Genomic DNA, 15,581 nt, shown 5'->3' with positions numbered 1-15,581 from the left:
TCATGGGCGTCACACACCACGGTCGTACGCACCGGCTGGACCTCGCCGATCCGACCCTGCGGGAGTGGGAGTGCACGGTGCTGCACGCCGATCCGGAGCAGGGCGTCGTGCTGGACCGGTCGGCGTTCTATCCGGGCGGCGGCGGGCAGCCGCCGGACCACGGCGTACTGCTCTGGCAGGGCGTGCAGACCCGGATCGTCGGCACCCGTAAGGGCGACGACCTGTGGCTGATCCCGGCCGAGGGCGACCCGCTGCCGCCGGCCGGGACGGCGGTGACCGGGGCGGTCGAGGACGACCGGCGTACCCGGCTGATGCGGACCCACTCCGGGCTGCACGTGCTCTGCGGCGTGGTGTTCCGCGACTTCGGCGCGCTCGTCACCGGCGGCAACATGGAGCCGGGCGAGGCCAGGATGGACTTCAACCTGCCCGAGGTGCCGGCCGACTTCAAGAGCCGCATCGAGGAGCTGGTCAACGCCGAGGTGGCCGCCGACCGGTCGGTGGCCGTGCGGGTGCTGCCCCGGGCGGAGGCGCTCGCCCTGCCCGACATCATCCGTACCCAGTCGAACCTGATCCCGCCGGACGAGCAGGAGGTGCGGATCGTCGACATCGTCGGGCTGGACGTCCAGGCCGACGGCGGCACGCACGTCGCCTCCACCGCGCAGATCGGCAAGGTGCAGGTGGTCAAGGTGGAGAGCAAGGGACGGGCCAACCGCCGGGTCCGCGTACGACTGGCGGACTGACCCGCGCGGGGTCAGTCCGCGGTGCGGCGGGCCCGCAGCGAGCGGACCTTGTGCCGGTTGCCGCAGCGCTCCATCGCGCACCAGCGGCGCCGGCCGGGCCGTGAGGTGTCGACGAAGACCAGGTAGCAGTCGTGCGTGGCGCACTCCCGGACGCGGTCTCGGTGCGGGCCGGCGAAGAGGTCGACGGCGTCCCGGGCGATCGTGGCGAGGGCCTGTCCGCCGCGTGCCGGCAGCGCCCAGCGGCGGGCCCCGTCGGCGGTGAGCTGTGGCGCCAGCGGAGCGCCGGCTGCCAGTCGGTTGAGGGTGGCGAGGTCGTGGGGGGTCGCGTCGAACTCGGTCGGGTCGACGGCCGGCGGCCGGGCCCCGGTGCGTACGCAGACGAGGCGCCACAGCGCGTCCCGCAGCCCCCGGGCGTCGGCCAGCTCGTCGGCGTCCACCTCCACCCGGGCCGGGTCGAGGCGTAGCCGGGACAGCGCCAGCCAGCCGGTGAGGTCGTCGGGTCGGTGCAGCACGTCGTAGCGGGCCAGCGCGCCCGGGCCGCCGGTGGTCAGGAACTCCAGGCAGAGTGCGCCGGGGTCGAAGAGGTAGCGGGTGCCCTCCGGGGAGGTCAGGGTGAGTCCGCTTGCGGCGTCGGTCACGTAACCACTATAACTGGTTACGGCGGCGGGCCGTGCCGGCGGTCGCCGGACACCGAGGAGGACGCCATGGCCGTGGAATGGAAGCTCGTCGTCGACTGCGCCGACCCGAACGCGCAGGCCCGGTTCTGGGCCGCCGCCCTCGACTACGCGATCGAGGACAACGCGGTGCTGATCGAGCGCCTGCTCGCCGGCGGCGCGATCGGACCGGAGGCGTACCTCGAGATCGACGGCCGCAAGGCGTGGCGGCAGCTCGCCGCCGTCCGCCACCCCGACGACCCGGTCGACCCGGCCAGCGGCACCGGGCTGGGCCGCAGGCTGCTGTTCCACCAGGTCCCCGAGGGCAAGCAGGTCAAGAACCGGCTGCACGTCGACCTGCACGTCGGCCCCGCCGAACGGGCGGCGACGGTCAAGCGGCTGGAGGGGCTCGGCGCCACGGTGCTGCGCGAGGTCGCCGACTTCGGCAGCGTGCACACCACCATGGCGGACCCGGAGGGCAACGAGTTCGACGTGCAGTGACCGGCCCCGACGCCGGCTCAGCGGTCGGTGGGGTGACCCCGCCCCGGCGGCAGGTGGGCGGCGCGTACGTCGAGCAGCCAGCTCTCCACGGTCGCCTCGTCCGGGCGGTCCGGCAGCGGGGTGCGGATCCGGTCGAAGTCGCGCTCCGCCTCGGCGATCAGGGTCCGTGCCTCGTCCAACGCGCCGCCCGCCACCCGCTCGCCGAAGCCGCGGAACCACTCCGGGTCGGCGAGCCGGATCTCCAGCACGCCGGTGGCGTAGAGCAGCCGGCCCTGGTGCACCAGCCGCGCCAGGTGCCGGGCGTGCTTGGCGGTGCGCCGCCGGCTGTCGGCCGAGAACGTGCCGTCGCCCCGGGACTCCAACTTGCGGAACTGCTGGCCGGCGTAGCCCAGGTAGGCGTCGCGTACGCGGGGCGCGCTGAGGAACGCCGAGCGGATGGCGACCAGCCGGTCGCCGAACTCCGTCCGGGTCTCGTAGCAGTCCTGCGGCAACCAGGCCAGTTCGGTGGCGGTCGGGTTGCCGCTCAGCGCCAGGCGGCACCACTTCGCGGCCTCGTGCAGGGTGATGTCGGGATCGGTGGTCACCACCGACTCGCGGGGCGGGCGCAGCCCGTGGAAGGCGACGGTGGGCGCGGCGAAGACGCCGATCCGGTCGACGTCGGAGCCCGGCCCGGCCAGCCCGTACGCGACCGAGCCGACGATCCCGGAGAGCAGCAGGTGCATGCCGGCGAGCATGACGGACGACACGGCTTCGCGAAACCGGACTTCGGTTGTCAGGTATCGCTGACAGGCTCGCCGCATGACGAAACCGCTGACAGGAAAGATCGCGCTCGTCGCCGGGGCGACACGGGGCGCCGGCCGGCAGATCGCGGTCCAGCTCGGCGCCGCCGGTGCCACCGTCTACGCCACCGGCCGCAGCAGCCGGGCCGGCCGCTCCGAGATGGACCGCCCGGAGACCATCGAGGAGACCGCCGAGCTGGTCACCGCCGCCGGCGGCACCGGCATCGCGGCACGGGTCGACCACCTCGTCCCCGAGCAGGTCCGCGACCTCGTCGCCCGGATCGACGCCGAGCAGGGTCGCCTCGACGTGCTGGTCAACGACATCTGGGGCGGCGACCCCCTGACCACCTGGGAGAAGCCGGTCTGGGAACAGCCGCTGGAGGCCGGCTTCCGCAGCCTGCGCCTGGCGATCGACACGCACGTCGTCACCGCCCACTTCGCGCTGCCGCTGATGATCCGCCGCCCCGGCGGGCTGGTCGTCGAGGTCGGCGACGGCACGAAGGCGTACAACGACACCCACTACCGGCTGTCGGTCTTCTACGACCTGGCGAAGACGTCGGTCAACCGGCTGGCGTACGTCTGGGGGCACGAGCTGAAGCCGCACGGCGGCACCGCCGTGGCGCTGACACCGGGCTGGATCCGGTCCGAGGCGATGCTGGAGCACTTCGGGGTCACCGAGGAGACCTGGCGGGACGGCGCCGCCAAGGATCCGCACTTCCTCATCTCGGAGACCCCGGCCTTCGTCGGGCGCGCGGTCGCCGCGCTCGCCGCCGACGAGGACCGGGCCCGCTGGAACCAGGCATCCGTCTCGGCCGGCGAACTGGCCCAGGTGTACGGGTTCACCGACGTCGACGGCAGCCGGCCGGACGGGTTCCGCTACATCACCGAGGTGGTGGAGACAGGCAGACCGGCCGACGTGACCGGCTACCGCTGAACGGGCGCGACCCGGTAGACGGCGGCGGACCGCCTGGCGGCGTCGACCATCAGCTCCCGCAGTTCCGGCGGGCCGAGCACCTCCACCTCCGGCCCCAGGGACAGCAACTGGGCGTACGCGACGTCGACGGACTCGACGGGCAGGCGGGTCACCACCCAGCCTCGCCCGTCGGGCTCGCCGGCCGCGGCGAGCGCCTCGTCGTACGCGAAGGGCCCGTCGGCGACGAAGCGGAGCCGGCGCAGGCCGACGGGGCTCAGCCGCACCGTGACCTCGGCCCGGAGCATGCCGCGCAGGAACTCCTCGGCCTGCTCCCGCCAGTATCCGGCCAGGTCGAAGCCGGCGTCCCGGTCGAAGGTCGTGGTCTGGACCTCGACGTGGGTGACCCGGTCCACCCGGTACGTGCGGTACGCGCCGCCGACCCGGCCGACGAGATACCAGACCCCGTTCTTGAGGACCAGCCCGTACGGGTGCGCCTCCCGTTCGACCTCGCGGTCGCCGCGCCGGTAGCGCAGCTCGACGATCCGGTCCCGCCACACCGCGCCGGCCAGCTCGGTCAGCCACGGCGGTGGCCCGGACTCCCGGAACCAGCCCGGCACGTCCAGGTGGAAGCGCTGCCCGGTGCGCACCGGCGCGTCGCGCAGGCTCGGTGGGAGCGCGGCGAGCACCTTCAGCTCGGCCGAGGCCACCGCGTCGGCGAGCCCCATGTCGCCCGCCGGTCCGGGCAGCCCGGCCAGGAAGAGCGCCTCCGCCTCGTCCCGGGTCAGCCCGGTCAGCCGGGTCCGGTAGCCGCCGAGCAGCCGGTAGCCACCGGCGCGGCCCCGGTCGGCGTAGACCGGCACCCCGGCGGCGGAGAGCGCCAGCACGTCCCGGTAGACCGTCCGCTCGGAGACCTCCAGCTCCCGCGCCAGCTCCGCCGCGGTCATCGTCTCCCGCGCCTGGAGCAGCAGGACCAACGAGATCAACCGGGCCGCCCGCACGTATCCATCCTGCCGTCCCCGCTCGACGTCCCCAGCCGGCGGTCCGCCTCCTGGGTGGACCGCGGCCACGACGTTGGTCGCGGCCAGCGGTGGGACCGGCACCGATGCGGCTTGACCCTCACGCTGCGTAAGGCCCCAGGGTGGGGTGCATGAGTGACTACTACGACGCTTTCGAGATGAGTCCCGTGCCCGATCCCGGCCCGGACGCGGTGGCGCCGGAGCCGTTCCGGGGCATCTATGCGATGCCGGCGTTCGTGACGATCCCCACGAGAGACCTGGCGGCGTCGGTGGACTTCTGGACTCGTGGGCTCGGGTTCTTCGAGCTGTTCAGCATCCCCGGCACGCTCGTGCACCTGCGCCGGTGGGCGTTCCAGGACGTACTCCTCCGCTCGGCGGCGAGCGTCCCGGCGCAGGCACCCGCGGTCAGCTTCAGTTTCTCGTGCGTGCTCTATCAGATCGATCCCCTTGTCGAGGCGTGTCGTGCGGTGAGCCCGAACTCGGTCGATGGCCCCCGGGACACCCCCTGGAACACCCGCGACGTGGAGGTGATCACCCCCGAGAACGCACGGATCGTCTTCACTGCGGCGAAGCCCTTTGATCCGGCCAGCCAGGAGGCGCGGAACCTTGAAGCCATCGGGATCACTCCACCGGGCGGCGGTCGCGGCGACAATGAGGAGCATGCCTGATGCCACCGACGCCGATGGCCTGACCGTCGGCCAGGTTTCGACGCGTCTGGGCGTGACGGTCCGCGCGCTGCACCACTGGGATGACATCGGTCTGGCGCGACCGTCGCTGCGCACGACTGCCGGCTACCGGCTCTACACCGCCGGCGATCTGGAACGCCTGCACCGCATCCTCGTCTACCGGGAGATTGGCCTCGGCCTGGACAGCATCCGGGCCATCCTGGACGACTCGACCGCAGACGTGCCCGGCGCACTGCGCGCGCAGCGCATCCAGGTTGCCCAGCGGATCGACCGTCTCCAGCAGCTCAGCGCCGGCCTGGATCGCATGATCGACGCCCACGAGCGCGGCCTGCTGCTGACCGTCGAGCAGCAGGCCGCGATCTTCGGCCCCCAGTGGGACCCGGACCGGCACGCCCAGGCCCGCGACCGCTACGGAGACACGACGCAATGGCAGCAGTACGCCGAACGCGCAGCCTCTCGCAGCCCGGAGGAATGGCAGGCCGTCGCCGACACCGTTGCCGACCTCGACCGTGCCCTCGGCGACGCGATGGACGCCGGGGTCACCCCTGGCAGCCCGGAGGCGAATCGACTCGTCGAGCGGCACCGCGAGGTCTTTTCCTCGTACTTTCCCCTCACCAGGCAGATGCAGGTCTGTCTCGGCCGCAGGTACGAGGCCGATCCGGCATTCGCCGCCCACTACGACGGCATCCGTGCCGGCCTCACCACGTGGTTCCGGCAGAGCATCGACGCCAGCGCACGCGCCCACGACATCGACCCCGACACCGCCACCTGGCAGTAGAGCGCGGGTCCGGAGGCCCGCCGTCAGTCGGCCGGCTGCGATCACCCTCATGACCGGGTACAACTAGGCTCTGCGGTCGTGAACGCACCCCGCATCGCCGCGCCCGTGACCGGCGCCGCCGGCCGGTTCTTCACCGGCGTGGGCCTGCTCCTGCGCGGCCTCGGTCTCTACGTCCGCAGCCCCGGGCTGATGCTGCTCGGCGTCATCCCGGCGTTGATCTCGGGCGCGCTCTTCGTGACCGCGTTCGCCACCCTGGCGTACTTCGTCGAGGACCTGGCCGCACTGGTCACCCCGTTCGCCGACGACTGGTCGACCACCTCGCGCAGCCTCGTCCGCGTGGTCGCCGGGCTGGCCTTCCTCGGCATCGGCGGCCTGCTCGCGGTGGTCACCTTCACCGCCGTCACCCTGGTCATCGGCGACCCGTTCTACGAGAAGATCTCCGAACGGGTCGAGGAGCGTCTCGGTGGCACGCCCGGCGCGGTCGACGTGCCGTTCTGGCCGTCGCTGCGGCGCAGCCTCGCCGACTCGGTACGGCTGGTGGGCCTGTCGATCCTCTTCGGCATCCCGCTCTTCGCCGCCGGATTCATCCCGGTGGTCGGCCAGACCGTGGTGCCGGTGATCGGGGCGGCGGTCGGGGGCTGGCTGCTCGCCGTGGAGCTGGTCGGGGCCCCCTTCTACCGGCGCGGAATGCGGCTGCCGGAGCGGCGGGCACACCTCAAGGCGGACCGGCCGACCACGCTCGGCTTCGGCGTGGCGGTCTTCGTCTGCTTCCTGATCCCGCTCGGCGCGGTGCTCGTCATGCCGGCCGCCGTCGCCGGGGCGACCCTGCTGGCCCGCCGCTCACTCGGCCAGTCCGTCACGGAGGGCTGACGTGGAGATCACCCTGGTCGGGGGCGACATCACGACGCAGCGGGTGGACGTGATCGTCAACGCCGCCAATTCGTCGCTGCTCGGCGGCGGGGGAGTGGACGGCGCCATCCACCGGCGGGGCGGGCCGGCCATCCTCGACGAGTGCCGGGCGCTGCGCGCCTCCCGGTACGGGCGCGGCCTGCCGACCAGCCAGGCGGTGGCCACCACCGCGGGCGACCTGCCGGCGCGCTGGGTGGTGCACACGGTCGGGCCGGTCTGGTCGACCGACGAGGACCGCTCGCCGCTGCTGCGCGACTGCTACGCGAACAGCCTGCGGGTCGCCGACGAGTTGGGTGCGGGCACCGTGGCGTTCCCGCTGATCTCGGCCGGCGTCTACGGCTGGCCGGTCGAGGACGCCGTCCGGCAGGCCCTGTCGGTGCTCGGCTCGGCCACCCCGGCGCACGTCACCGAGGCCCGGCTGGTGCTCTTCGGCGCCGAGACCCTGGCGGTCGCCCAGCGGGTGCGGGCCGCCGGATGACCCGGACCTCGGGGCGGGCCGCCGGCTGGCCCTGGCCCTCGGGCCGAACTCCTCCCCGACGGCAGCAGCATCGCCTCCGGGCCGCCGGCTGGCCTTGTACCTCGGGCGGGCAGCCGGATGACCCGGACCGTCAGGCGAGCTCGCGCAGGCACGACCAGCTCGAACCGACCGGGCGGTAGCCGAGCCCGACGTTGACCGCCAGCATCGGCGCGTTCGCCTCGTCGTTCGAGGTGTAGGCGACGCGTACCCCGCCGGCGGCGGCGCGGTGCAGCGCCGCCGTCTTGACCAGGCGGGCCAGCCCGCGCCCCCGGTGCGTCGGCAGCGTGCCGGTGTAGTCCGACCACATCCGGTCGCCGTCGCGCTTGACGAGGCTGAACGCCACGATCTCGTCACCGGCCTCGGCCACGGTGCTGGCCGCGCGGTCCAGGCCAAGGTTGTCCCAGACCTCGGAGTACCAGTTCTCGTAGCTGATCGCGTCGGCGGGAACGTCGCCCGGTTCGTCCGCCGCCGCCGCCACCTCGGCCCGGTGGACCCGGCGCGGGTCGAGGTCGGTCAGCGGGAGCAGGCGTACGCCCGGCGGCGGTTGCGGCATCGGCGGGGCCGGCCGCAGGTCCAGCGCCGAGTAGCGCAGCTCCCGGCTCGGCGTGAAGCCGTGCCGGCGGGCGAACGGCAGCGACTCCGGCAGCGCCCAGGTGCGCACCGTACGCGCCCCGATGTCGCGGAGGTGCCCCAGCGCGGCGGTCAGCAGCGCGGTGCCGGCGCCCCGACCCCGGTGCTCCGGGTGCACGTGCAGGGTGGCGACCTCCCCGACGTCCGCCTGCGAGGTCTGGGCGTTGCGGTACGCCGACACCCAGCCGACCACCGTGCCGTCCACCTCGACGACGTACGCGGCCCAGTCCTCGTCGGGCGGGGGCTGGGCGATCATGCGCCGGGTCGACTCGACGCCGCGTACCAGGTAGGGGTGCACGAGCGCGCGCAGCGCCACCACGGCGGGCGCGTCGTCGGGGTGGGCGGCGCGGATCCGCACGTCAGCCCTCCCCGCGTACGGCGGCCACGGCCTCGACCTCGACGAGCTGGTCGGAGTAGCCCAGCACGGCCACCCCGAGCAGGGTGCTGGGCGGCTCGTGGTCGCCGAACGCGTCCCGGACCACCTCCCACACGGCCACCAGGTCGGCCTGGCGGGACGACGCCACGTACACGGTGGTCTTGACGACGTCGGTGAGCCGGGCCCCGGCCGCCGCGAGGGCGGTCTCCAGGTTCGTCATCACCTGCCGTGCCTGGCCGACGGGGTCGCCGGGCGCGACGGTCCGGCCTTCGGCGTCGAGCGGGCAGGCGCCGGCGGTGAACACCAGCCGGGCGGGCGGCTCGACCGTGGCCGCGTACGCGTACTCGGCGACGTCGGAGAGGGCGGGTACGCGGATCAGCCGGGTCGGTGGGGTCACGGCGGCGACGCTACCGCCGGACCCCCGCGCGGCTCGACCGGTTATCCGCCGGCCGGTCAGGCGGACTCGCGGACGATCAGCTCGGTGGGGAGCACCACGGGCTCGATGGCCTCGCCGGCGGCCAGCCGCAGCAGCAGCCGGGTCATCTGCCGGCCCAGCTGCACGATCGGCTGGCGGACGGTGGTCAGCGGGGGCTCGGTGTACGCGGCCGTCTCGATGTCGTCGAAGCCGATCACCGCCACGTCGTCGGGCACCCGCCGTCCCGCCTCGCGCAGCGTCCGCAGGGCGGCGTGCGCCATCAGGTCGGAGGCGGCGAAGACCGCGTCCAGGTCGGGGTGCTCGGCGAGGAGCTGCCGCATCGCCGTCGCCCCCGACTCGCGGGTGAAGTCGCCGGTCGCCACCAGTTGCGGCAGCCCGGCCTCGGCGACGGTGTTCCGGTAGCCCGCGAGCCGTTCGATGCCGGCCACCATGTCCTGCGGGCCGGCGATGGTGGCGATGCGGCGGCGCCCGCCGTCCAGCAGGTGCCGCACCGCCGTGGCCACCCCGCCGACGTGGTCGACGTCGACGTAGGGCACGTCCGCGCCGTCGAGCGGCCGGCCGCTGCACACGACGGGGATGCCCAGCCGGGCGAGCCGGCCGGGCAACGGGTCCTCGCCGTGCAGCGAGGCGAAGAGCACCCCGTCGACGTGCCGGCCGGTCGTGTAGCGCTCGACCCGGTCGTGCCCGGCGGGGGAGCCGGCCAGCATCAGCACGAGCTGCTTGTCGGCCGCCTCCAGCTCCTGCGCCGCGCCCCGGATGATCCCGGGGAAGACCTGGTCGTCGGAGAAGACCCGGGTGGCGGCTTCCGGCAGCACCAGGGCGATCGAGTCGGTCCGCTGGGTGACCAGGCTGCGGGCGGCCAGGTTCGGCACGTACCCCAGCTCGGCCACCGCCCGGCGGACCGCCTCCCGGATCGGCTCGGCGACCGTCATGGAGCCGTTCACCACCCGGGACACGGTCGCCCGCGAGACCCCCGCCCGTCGGGCCACCGCCTCCAGTGTCGGCCGCTGCGCCGTCGTCATCCCCGTTACCACCGCCTCGTCACAGCCCGTTCCGGGAGATCACCTCCTGGTACCACCGGGCGCTGGACTTCGGTGTGCGTCGTTGCGTCAGGTAGTCGACGTGGATGATCCCGAACCGTCGACGGTAGCCCTCTGCCCACTCGAAGTTGTCCAACAACGACCATACGAGATAGCCCCGCAGGTCCACTCCCCGGGAGATCGCTTCGTGCACGGCGCGCAGGTGCCCGTCGAGGTAGGCGATCCGGTCCGCGTCCAGCACCTGCCCGGCGCCGTTGCTGTCGTCCGCGCCGGCCTTGTCGGGGAACGCCGCGCCGTTCTCGGTGACCATCAGCGGCACACCGGGGTAGTCGGTGGCGATCCGTTCCAGCAGCCGGGTCAGCCCGGCCGGTTCGATCATCCAGCCCATGTCGGTCAGCGGCCCGGCCGGCGGCAGGAACTCCACCGCGCCCTCGGTGCCCGGGTAGGCGCTGCCGCCCGCGCCGTCCGGCCGGCCGGCGACGTAGGTGGGGGCGTAGTAGTTGATGCCGAGCAGGTCGATCGGGGCGGCGATCAGCTTCTCGTCGCCGTCGCGGATGAACGTCGGCTCGACGATCCGGGCCACGTGTTCCAGCACGTCGTCGGGGTACGCGGCGCGCAGCAGGGGATCGAGGAAGATCCGGTTGTGTAGGCCGTCGACCAGGCGGACCGCCGCCGCGTCCGCGGCGCTGTCCGCGTCGGCCGCGCGCACGTCGGCCGGGTTGACCGTGATCCCGACGGTCCTGGCGCCGGCGGCGCGCAGCGCGCGGGCCGCCAGGCCGTGCCCGAGCAGCAGATGGTGTACGGCGGCGAAGGCCGCCCCCGCGTCCTGCTCGCCGGGGGCGTGCACCCCGTTGCCGTAGCCGAGGTAGGACGAGCACCACGGCTCGTTGAGCGTGGTCCAGGTGGGGATCCGGTCGCCGAGGCGGGTGTGCACCGCCGTGGCGTACGTGGCGAAGTGCTCGGCGGTCTCCCGGTTGGTCCAGCCGCCCCGGTCCTGGAGGGCCTGCGGCAGGTCCCAGTGGTAGAGCGTGACGATGGGGTCGATGCCCCGGGCCAGCAGCGCGTCGGTCAGCCGGTCGTAGAAGTCCAGGCCGCGCGGGTTGACCGGGCCGGTGCCGTCCGGCTGGATCCGGGGCCAGGCCACCGAGAAGCGGTACGCCCCGAGCCCCAGCTCCGCCATCAGCGCCACGTCGTCGGCGTACCGGTGGTAGTGGTCGCAGGCCACGTCGCCGGTGTGCCCGTGGTGGACCTTGCCCGGCGTACGGCTGAAGGTGTCCCAGATCGACGGCCCGCGGCCGTCGTCGGTGGCCGCGCCCTCGATCTGGTACGCGGCGGTGGCCGCCCCCCAGACGAAGTTGTCGGGGAATCGCAGAGTGCTCACGCCTTGACCGCACCTTCCATGATGCCGCCGATGATCTGGCGGCCGAACAGGACGAAGACCAGCAACAACGGGAGGGTGGCGATGGCTGTCCCCGTGAACACCTGCGACATGTCCGTGTAGTACCCGTCGGACAGGGTGCGCAGGGCCAGCTGCACGGTCGGGTTCTCCGGGTCGTTGAGGACAGCGTACGGCCAGAGGAAGTCGTTCCAGGTCGTCATGAACGTGAGCAGCCCGAGTACGGCGGCGGCCGGGCGCAGCGCCGGCAGCACCACGTTCCAGTAGATCCGCGCCGTGTTGCAGCCGTCCACCCGGGCCGCCTCGATCAGCTCGTTGCTGACCGCCTGGCCGGCGTACTGCCGCATCATGAACACCCCGAAGCCGGTGACCAGCGCCGGCACGATCACCGCCGGCAGCCGGTCGTTCCAGTTCAGCTTCGTCATCAGCAGGTAGAGCGGGATGACGCCGAGCTGGGTGGGCACCATCATCGTCGCGATGATCACCATGAGCAGCGCGTTGCGCCCCCGGAACCGCAGCTTGGCGAAGGCGAACCCGGCCAGGGTGGAGAAGAAGACCACCGAGACCGTGACCGTGGTCGCCACGATCGCCGAGTTGACCAGGCCGGCGACGAAGTACGCGTCGGTGTTGTTGAGCAGCCGGGACACGTTCGCGCCGAAGTTGCCGCCGGGGGTGACCGGGGGCGGTAGCTGGCCCATCGCGTCGTTGGAGCGGCTCGCCACCACGAACATCCAGTAGATCGGGAAGATCGACAGGACCCCGGCGGCGATCAGCGCGGCGTAGGTGAGCCGGCTGGCGGCCCAGAGGCGGGTCATCGCGCTACCTCCTTGGACTTCGCGTCCTCCTTCGGGGGCTTCGCGCCGCCGAGCCGGCGCAGGAGCAGCACGTTGATCGCCGCGACGACCGCGATCAGCGCGAAGAGCAGCCACGCCACCGCCGAGCCGTACCCGAAGTTGTAGTGGGGTGCGAAGGCGTTCTCGAACATGTACATGGTCACGGTCTGCGACTCCCGTAGCGTCCCGCCCCGGATCGGGTTGGTCCCGGAGTGGAACAGCCGGGGCTCGGTGAAGAGCTGGAGCCCGCCGATGGTGGAGATGATGACGGTGAAGATGATCGTCGGCTTGAGCAGCGGCACGGTGATCGACCAGAACTGCCGCGCCCGGCCGGCCCCGTCGATCGCGGCCGACTCGTACAGGTCGCGCGGGATGGCCTGCATCGCCGCGAGGAAGATCAGCGCGTTGTAGCCGGTCCACCGCCAGTCGACCATGGTGGAGATGGCCACCCAGGATGCGAACCGGTTCGACTTCCACGCGATCGCGTCGATGCCGACCAGGTCGAGCAGCCAGTTGACCATGCCGAACTCGCGACCGAAGAGCACCCCGAAGACGATCGCGACCGCGGCGGTCGAGGTGATGTTCGGGATCAGCACCGCCATCCGGAACGTCGTGCGGGCCCGCAGCTGCCGGTTGAGCAGGTTGGCCAGCCAGAGCGCGGCCAGCAGCTGCGGGATGGTGGAGATGACGAAGATGCCGAGGGTGTTGACGACGGCGTGCCAGAAGTCGGCGTCGGCCAGCAGCCGGCTGTAGTTCTCCAGCCCGACGAACGGGTGGTTGCTGCCGAGCAGGTCCCAGTCGTGCAGGGAGACCCAGAAGGTGTAGATCAGTGGATACGCCCCGAACACCCCGAAGAGCACGAAGAACGGGGCGATGAACAGGTAGGGCGAGTACTTCGTGTCGAGGCGGCTGAACCGCATCGCCGGCGGGCGCCGGCCGGTGCGGGGCGCCGGTGCGACCGGCGGACGCGCGTCGAGCTGGACGGTCATGCCCGGACCACTCCTTTCCCGGGTGCGGGCGGGACCGGCGCCCCCGGCGCCCGCCCGCCCGCATCCCCGGCTCGGGCTACTTGGCGGCGGCCTTCTTGGCGTTGTTGACCGCGTCCGTCCAGCCCTGGTCGGGCTTGCGCTGACCCAGCTCCACCGTCCGGACGGCGTTCTCGACCTCCGTGCGTACGGCCTGGTTCTTCGGTCCCATGTAGACGGGCTTCAGGGTCTTGGCGCCCTCGCCGAAGATTTGCCCGACAGGGGCGTCGGAGAAGTACGCGTTCTTGGCCTCGACGATCGCGGGGTCGGCCAGCGCCTGCGGCGAGGAGGGCAGCGGGCCCTTGGCCTTGAACGCCCCGATCTGGCCCTTGGCGCTGGTCAGGAACTTCGCCAGCTCGATCGCCTCGGCGCGGTGCTTGCTCTGGGTCGGTACGGCGAGCCACGACCCGCCCCAGTTGCCGCCGTTGCCGGGCACCCGGGCGATGTCCCACTTGCCCTTGGCCTCGGCGCCGGCGTTGCCCTCGATGACGCCGGTCATCCAGGCCGGGCAGGCGATGGTGGCGAACTTGGCCTGCTTGAAGGCCGACACCCACTCCTCCGACCAGGAGCCGTACTTGCCGGAGAGGCCGGAGTCGACGATGTCCATCGTGGTGTCCCAGGCCTGGCGCACCGCCGGGTTGCTGTCCACCACCAGGTTGTCGCTGGTGTCGTAGTAGTGGTAGCCCTGCGCGTTGCCCGCCGTCTGGAGCACGATCGTGTTGAAGATGTTGGTCGCGGCGTCCAGGAACGCCGCGCCGGTGTTCTTCGCCTTGAACTGCTCGCCGACCTTGATGTAGTCCTGCCAGGTCGGCCAGAGCTTCGAGACCGCCTCGCGGTCGGTGGGCAGGCCGGCCTTGGCGAACAGGTCCTTGCGGTAGCACATGGCCATGCCGCCGACGTCGGTGCCCAGGCCGATCAGCTTGCCGTCCTTGGTCTTGCCGCCCTCCCACTTCCACTCCAGGAAGTTGCCCTGGAGTTCGGCGCCGCCGTGGTCGAGCAGGTTGACGAAGTTGTCGGGGTTGGCCTTGTACTCGACCATCAACCCCTCTTCGATGGCGACGACGTCGCCCGCGCCCTTGCCGGCGGCGAGCCACTGGGTCAGCTTCGGCGAGTAGTCGTCGAGGTTGGTGCCCGTGCCACGCTCGACGATCTTCACGTTCGGGTGGCTGGCCATGTATTCCTTGTAGAGCTCTTCGTAGCCGAACTGGCTGAACACGTCGACGGTCAACGTGATCTTGCCGTCCTCGGCAGGTTCGTCGCCGGCGCAGCCGGCGGTGGCGAGCAGCGCGCTGGCGGCGACGAGGGCCACCGCCGCGAGGCGGCGGCGCGGAAAGACACCCATTTCGGTCGGACCCCTCTCAGGTCGTCTGAGGTGGTGAGGCAGGTGGTGGAGCAGAGCTGAGAGAGCGCTCTCACGACAGGGTGGTGGTTGGGTCCCGCCGGTGTCAAGAGAGCGCTCTCCGCAGTTCTGAGGGGTCGGACGCGAAGAGAGTGGCCGCCTGTGCCGGGCGGCCACTCTCTCAGGACGTGCGGTGGGACTACGCGGAGCCCTCGGGGCCCGGCTCCGCGCGGCGGGGCTCAGCCGACGCGGAGGCCCTCCAGCAGGCTGCGGTCGCCGGCCACGTCGAGCGTGTCGAGGCCGAGCCGGCCCCAGAGCGCCAGCAGCAGGTCGCTCGCGGTGCCGCTCACCTGCGCCCGCGCGTGGTGGTCGTCGTGGTCGAAGATGGTGGCCGTGTCGAGCAGGGCCACACCCTCGCCGCGCAGCCGCAGGAACCACTCCTGGCCGGCGTCGACGGCCGAGAGCTGCACGACCCCGCGCCACTGGCCCGCCGTGCGGCGCCGGCCGGCCGGCAGCCAGGTGTCCAGGATCTCGCTCACCCCGTCGGCGGCGAGCTTCGCCTCGACCGGCTCGCCCGCCGCGATGGCGAGCTGGGCGTCCCAGCGGTGCACCGCGGTCTCGTGCGCCATCCGGCGCGGCCAGAAGCCCGCCCTCTTCGGCTGCGGCGCCCAGTTCCACGCCGGGGCCTCCGGGTCGAGGCCGTCGAAGAGGGTCATCAGCTGGTCGTACGCCTGCTGCCAGAGCTGGAGCGGGGCGACGCCGGGCTCCGGCTCGACCGGCTCGGACCTCCCCGGCGACGGGGTGGTGGCGCCGGAGCCGGCGAACGAGTGCACCCAGCGGTAGATGGAGGTCAGGTGCAGCGTCAGGTCGGCGACGGTCCAGCCGGGACAGGACAGCACCGGTGTCTCCGGCGGCGCCTCCGCCACGGCTGCGGCGAACGCCGGGCCCTCCGCCCGGAGCGCTCCCATCCAGAAGTCCTTCGTGCCATGCAGTCTGCTCATCGCCATCCTCCTG

The 15,581-nt window shown here is 72.6% G+C and carries 18 protein-coding genes; 7 read left to right on the top strand and 11 right to left on the bottom strand.

What is annotated here, in order from left to right; genetic code table 11:
• Positions 1-2 precede the first annotated feature (2 nt).
• On the top strand, positions 3-740 hold the full coding sequence (locus AC5L34_RS03040) for an alanyl-tRNA editing protein (RefSeq protein WP_441176126.1): 738 nt from the start codon (positions 3-5) through the stop codon (positions 738-740).
• Positions 741-751: 11 nt separating this feature from the next.
• Here the strand turns inward: AC5L34_RS03040 and AC5L34_RS03035 are convergent, their stop codons facing one another.
• Positions 752-1,378, bottom strand: a complete 627-nt coding sequence (locus AC5L34_RS03035; RefSeq protein ID WP_441176125.1) for a CGNR zinc finger domain-containing protein — start codon at positions 1,376-1,378, stop codon at positions 752-754.
• A gap of 66 nt (positions 1,379-1,444) precedes the next feature.
• Here AC5L34_RS03035 and AC5L34_RS03030 point away from each other — a divergent pair, with 66 nt between their 5' ends.
• Positions 1,445-1,894 carry a VOC family protein gene (locus AC5L34_RS03030; protein ID WP_441176124.1) on the top strand — a complete coding sequence of 150 codons (450 nt, stop codon included), beginning with the start codon at positions 1,445-1,447 and terminating at the stop codon, positions 1,892-1,894.
• A 17-nt stretch (positions 1,895-1,911) separates the two neighbouring features.
• Here AC5L34_RS03030 and AC5L34_RS03025 read toward each other — a convergent pair whose 3' ends face one another.
• Entirely contained in the window at positions 1,912-2,616 is a 705-nt protein-coding gene (locus tag AC5L34_RS03025; protein WP_441176266.1) for a nucleotidyltransferase domain-containing protein, read from the bottom strand.
• A gap of 76 nt (positions 2,617-2,692) precedes the next feature.
• On the opposite strand from AC5L34_RS03025, the gene AC5L34_RS03020 reads away from it, so the two are divergent.
• On the top strand, positions 2,693-3,607 hold the full coding sequence (locus AC5L34_RS03020; RefSeq protein ID WP_441176123.1) for an SDR family oxidoreductase: 915 nt from the start codon (positions 2,693-2,695) through the stop codon (positions 3,605-3,607).
• Here AC5L34_RS03020 and AC5L34_RS03015 read toward each other — a convergent pair.
• The gene (locus AC5L34_RS03015) at positions 3,598-4,584 is read right to left on the bottom strand and encodes a helix-turn-helix transcriptional regulator (RefSeq protein WP_441176122.1); all 987 of its coding nucleotides are present in this window, start codon (positions 4,582-4,584) and stop codon (positions 3,598-3,600) included. The genes AC5L34_RS03020 and AC5L34_RS03015 overlap by 10 nt on opposite strands.
• 149 nt (positions 4,585-4,733) lie before the next feature.
• Here AC5L34_RS03015 and AC5L34_RS03010 point away from each other — a divergent pair, with 149 nt between their 5' ends.
• From AC5L34_RS03010 to AC5L34_RS02995, 4 genes are all read left to right on the top strand, one after another.
• On the top strand, positions 4,734-5,270 hold the full coding sequence (locus AC5L34_RS03010) for a VOC family protein (RefSeq protein ID WP_494823745.1): 537 nt from the start codon (positions 4,734-4,736) through the stop codon (positions 5,268-5,270).
• The gene (locus AC5L34_RS03005; RefSeq protein WP_441176120.1) at positions 5,263-6,066 is read left to right on the top strand and encodes a MerR family transcriptional regulator; all 804 of its coding nucleotides are present in this window, start codon (positions 5,263-5,265) and stop codon (positions 6,064-6,066) included. The genes AC5L34_RS03010 and AC5L34_RS03005 overlap by 8 nt, the downstream gene beginning before the upstream one ends.
• A gap of 78 nt (positions 6,067-6,144) precedes the next feature.
• The gene (locus AC5L34_RS03000) at positions 6,145-6,936 is read left to right on the top strand and encodes an EI24 domain-containing protein (protein WP_494823744.1); all 792 of its coding nucleotides are present in this window, start codon (positions 6,145-6,147) and stop codon (positions 6,934-6,936) included.
• A gap of 1 nt (position 6,937) precedes the next feature.
• The gene (locus AC5L34_RS02995) at positions 6,938-7,453 is read left to right on the top strand and encodes an O-acetyl-ADP-ribose deacetylase (protein WP_494823743.1); all 516 of its coding nucleotides are present in this window, start codon (positions 6,938-6,940) and stop codon (positions 7,451-7,453) included.
• A 130-nt stretch (positions 7,454-7,583) separates the two neighbouring features.
• On the opposite strand, the gene AC5L34_RS02990 is transcribed toward AC5L34_RS02995, so the two are convergent.
• From AC5L34_RS02990 to AC5L34_RS02955, 8 genes are all read right to left on the bottom strand, one after another.
• Positions 7,584-8,480, bottom strand: a complete 897-nt coding sequence (locus tag AC5L34_RS02990; RefSeq protein ID WP_494823742.1) for a GNAT family N-acetyltransferase — start codon at positions 8,478-8,480, stop codon at positions 7,584-7,586.
• Position 8,481: 1 nt separating this feature from the next.
• Positions 8,482-8,895: a RidA family protein gene (locus tag AC5L34_RS02985; protein ID WP_441176116.1), complete on the bottom strand. Its 414-nt coding sequence runs from the start codon at positions 8,893-8,895 to the stop codon at positions 8,482-8,484.
• A 56-nt stretch (positions 8,896-8,951) separates the two neighbouring features.
• Entirely contained in the window at positions 8,952-9,956 is a 1,005-nt protein-coding gene (locus AC5L34_RS02980) for a LacI family DNA-binding transcriptional regulator (protein WP_101412912.1), read from the bottom strand.
• A 19-nt stretch (positions 9,957-9,975) separates the two neighbouring features.
• On the bottom strand, positions 9,976-11,355 hold the full coding sequence (locus AC5L34_RS02975) for a GH1 family beta-glucosidase (RefSeq protein WP_441176115.1): 1,380 nt from the start codon (positions 11,353-11,355) through the stop codon (positions 9,976-9,978).
• A complete protein-coding gene (locus AC5L34_RS02970) occupies positions 11,352-12,185 on the bottom strand; it encodes a carbohydrate ABC transporter permease (RefSeq protein ID WP_088998202.1) in 834 nt (277 codons plus the stop codon). Before AC5L34_RS02970 ends, AC5L34_RS02975 begins: the two co-directional genes overlap by 4 nt.
• Positions 12,182-13,192, bottom strand: coding sequence for a carbohydrate ABC transporter permease (locus AC5L34_RS02965; RefSeq protein WP_441176114.1), 1,011 nt, complete (start codon positions 13,190-13,192; stop codon positions 12,182-12,184). The genes AC5L34_RS02970 and AC5L34_RS02965 overlap by 4 nt, the downstream gene beginning before the upstream one ends.
• Before the next feature lie 76 nt (positions 13,193-13,268).
• A complete protein-coding gene (locus AC5L34_RS02960) occupies positions 13,269-14,570 on the bottom strand; it encodes an ABC transporter substrate-binding protein (protein ID WP_363896573.1) in 1,302 nt (433 codons plus the stop codon).
• A 236-nt stretch (positions 14,571-14,806) separates the two neighbouring features.
• Entirely contained in the window at positions 14,807-15,568 is a 762-nt protein-coding gene (locus AC5L34_RS02955) for a maleylpyruvate isomerase family mycothiol-dependent enzyme (RefSeq protein ID WP_441176113.1), read from the bottom strand.
• Between the last annotated feature and the right edge of the window lie 13 nt (positions 15,569-15,581).

The sequence above is a fragment of the Micromonospora sp. ZG13 genome (genome assembly GCF_059359355.1).
Note: the sequence above shows the minus strand (reverse complement) of the source record. Positions and strands in the feature narration are given on the sequence as shown.

Bases quoted from the DNA above. Each gene is read 5' to 3' on its own strand.
- AC5L34_RS03005 (WP_441176120.1), top strand. From the start codon at position 5,263: ATGCCTGATGCCACCGACGCCGATGGCCTGACCGTCGGCCAGGTTTCG.
- AC5L34_RS03020 (WP_441176123.1), top strand. From the start codon at position 2,693: ATGACGAAACCGCTGACAGGAAAGATCGCGCTCGTCGCCGGGGCGACA.
- AC5L34_RS02960 (WP_363896573.1), bottom strand. From the start codon at position 14,570: ATGGGTGTCTTTCCGCGCCGCCGCCTCGCGGCGGTGGCCCTCGTCGCC.
- AC5L34_RS03025 (WP_441176266.1), bottom strand. From the start codon at position 2,616: ATGCACCTGCTGCTCTCCGGGATCGTCGGCTCGGTCGCGTACGGGCTG.
- AC5L34_RS03030 (WP_441176124.1), top strand. From the start codon at position 1,445: ATGGCCGTGGAATGGAAGCTCGTCGTCGACTGCGCCGACCCGAACGCG.
- AC5L34_RS03010 (WP_494823745.1), top strand. From the start codon at position 4,734: ATGAGTGACTACTACGACGCTTTCGAGATGAGTCCCGTGCCCGATCCC.
- AC5L34_RS02980 (WP_101412912.1), bottom strand. From the start codon at position 9,956: ATGACGACGGCGCAGCGGCCGACACTGGAGGCGGTGGCCCGACGGGCG.
- AC5L34_RS03040 (WP_441176126.1), top strand. From the start codon at position 3: ATGGGCGTCACACACCACGGTCGTACGCACCGGCTGGACCTCGCCGAT.
- AC5L34_RS02965 (WP_441176114.1), bottom strand. From the start codon at position 13,192: ATGACCGTCCAGCTCGACGCGCGTCCGCCGGTCGCACCGGCGCCCCGC.
- AC5L34_RS02955 (WP_441176113.1), bottom strand. From the start codon at position 15,568: ATGAGCAGACTGCATGGCACGAAGGACTTCTGGATGGGAGCGCTCCGG.
- AC5L34_RS02970 (WP_088998202.1), bottom strand. From the start codon at position 12,185: ATGACCCGCCTCTGGGCCGCCAGCCGGCTCACCTACGCCGCGCTGATC.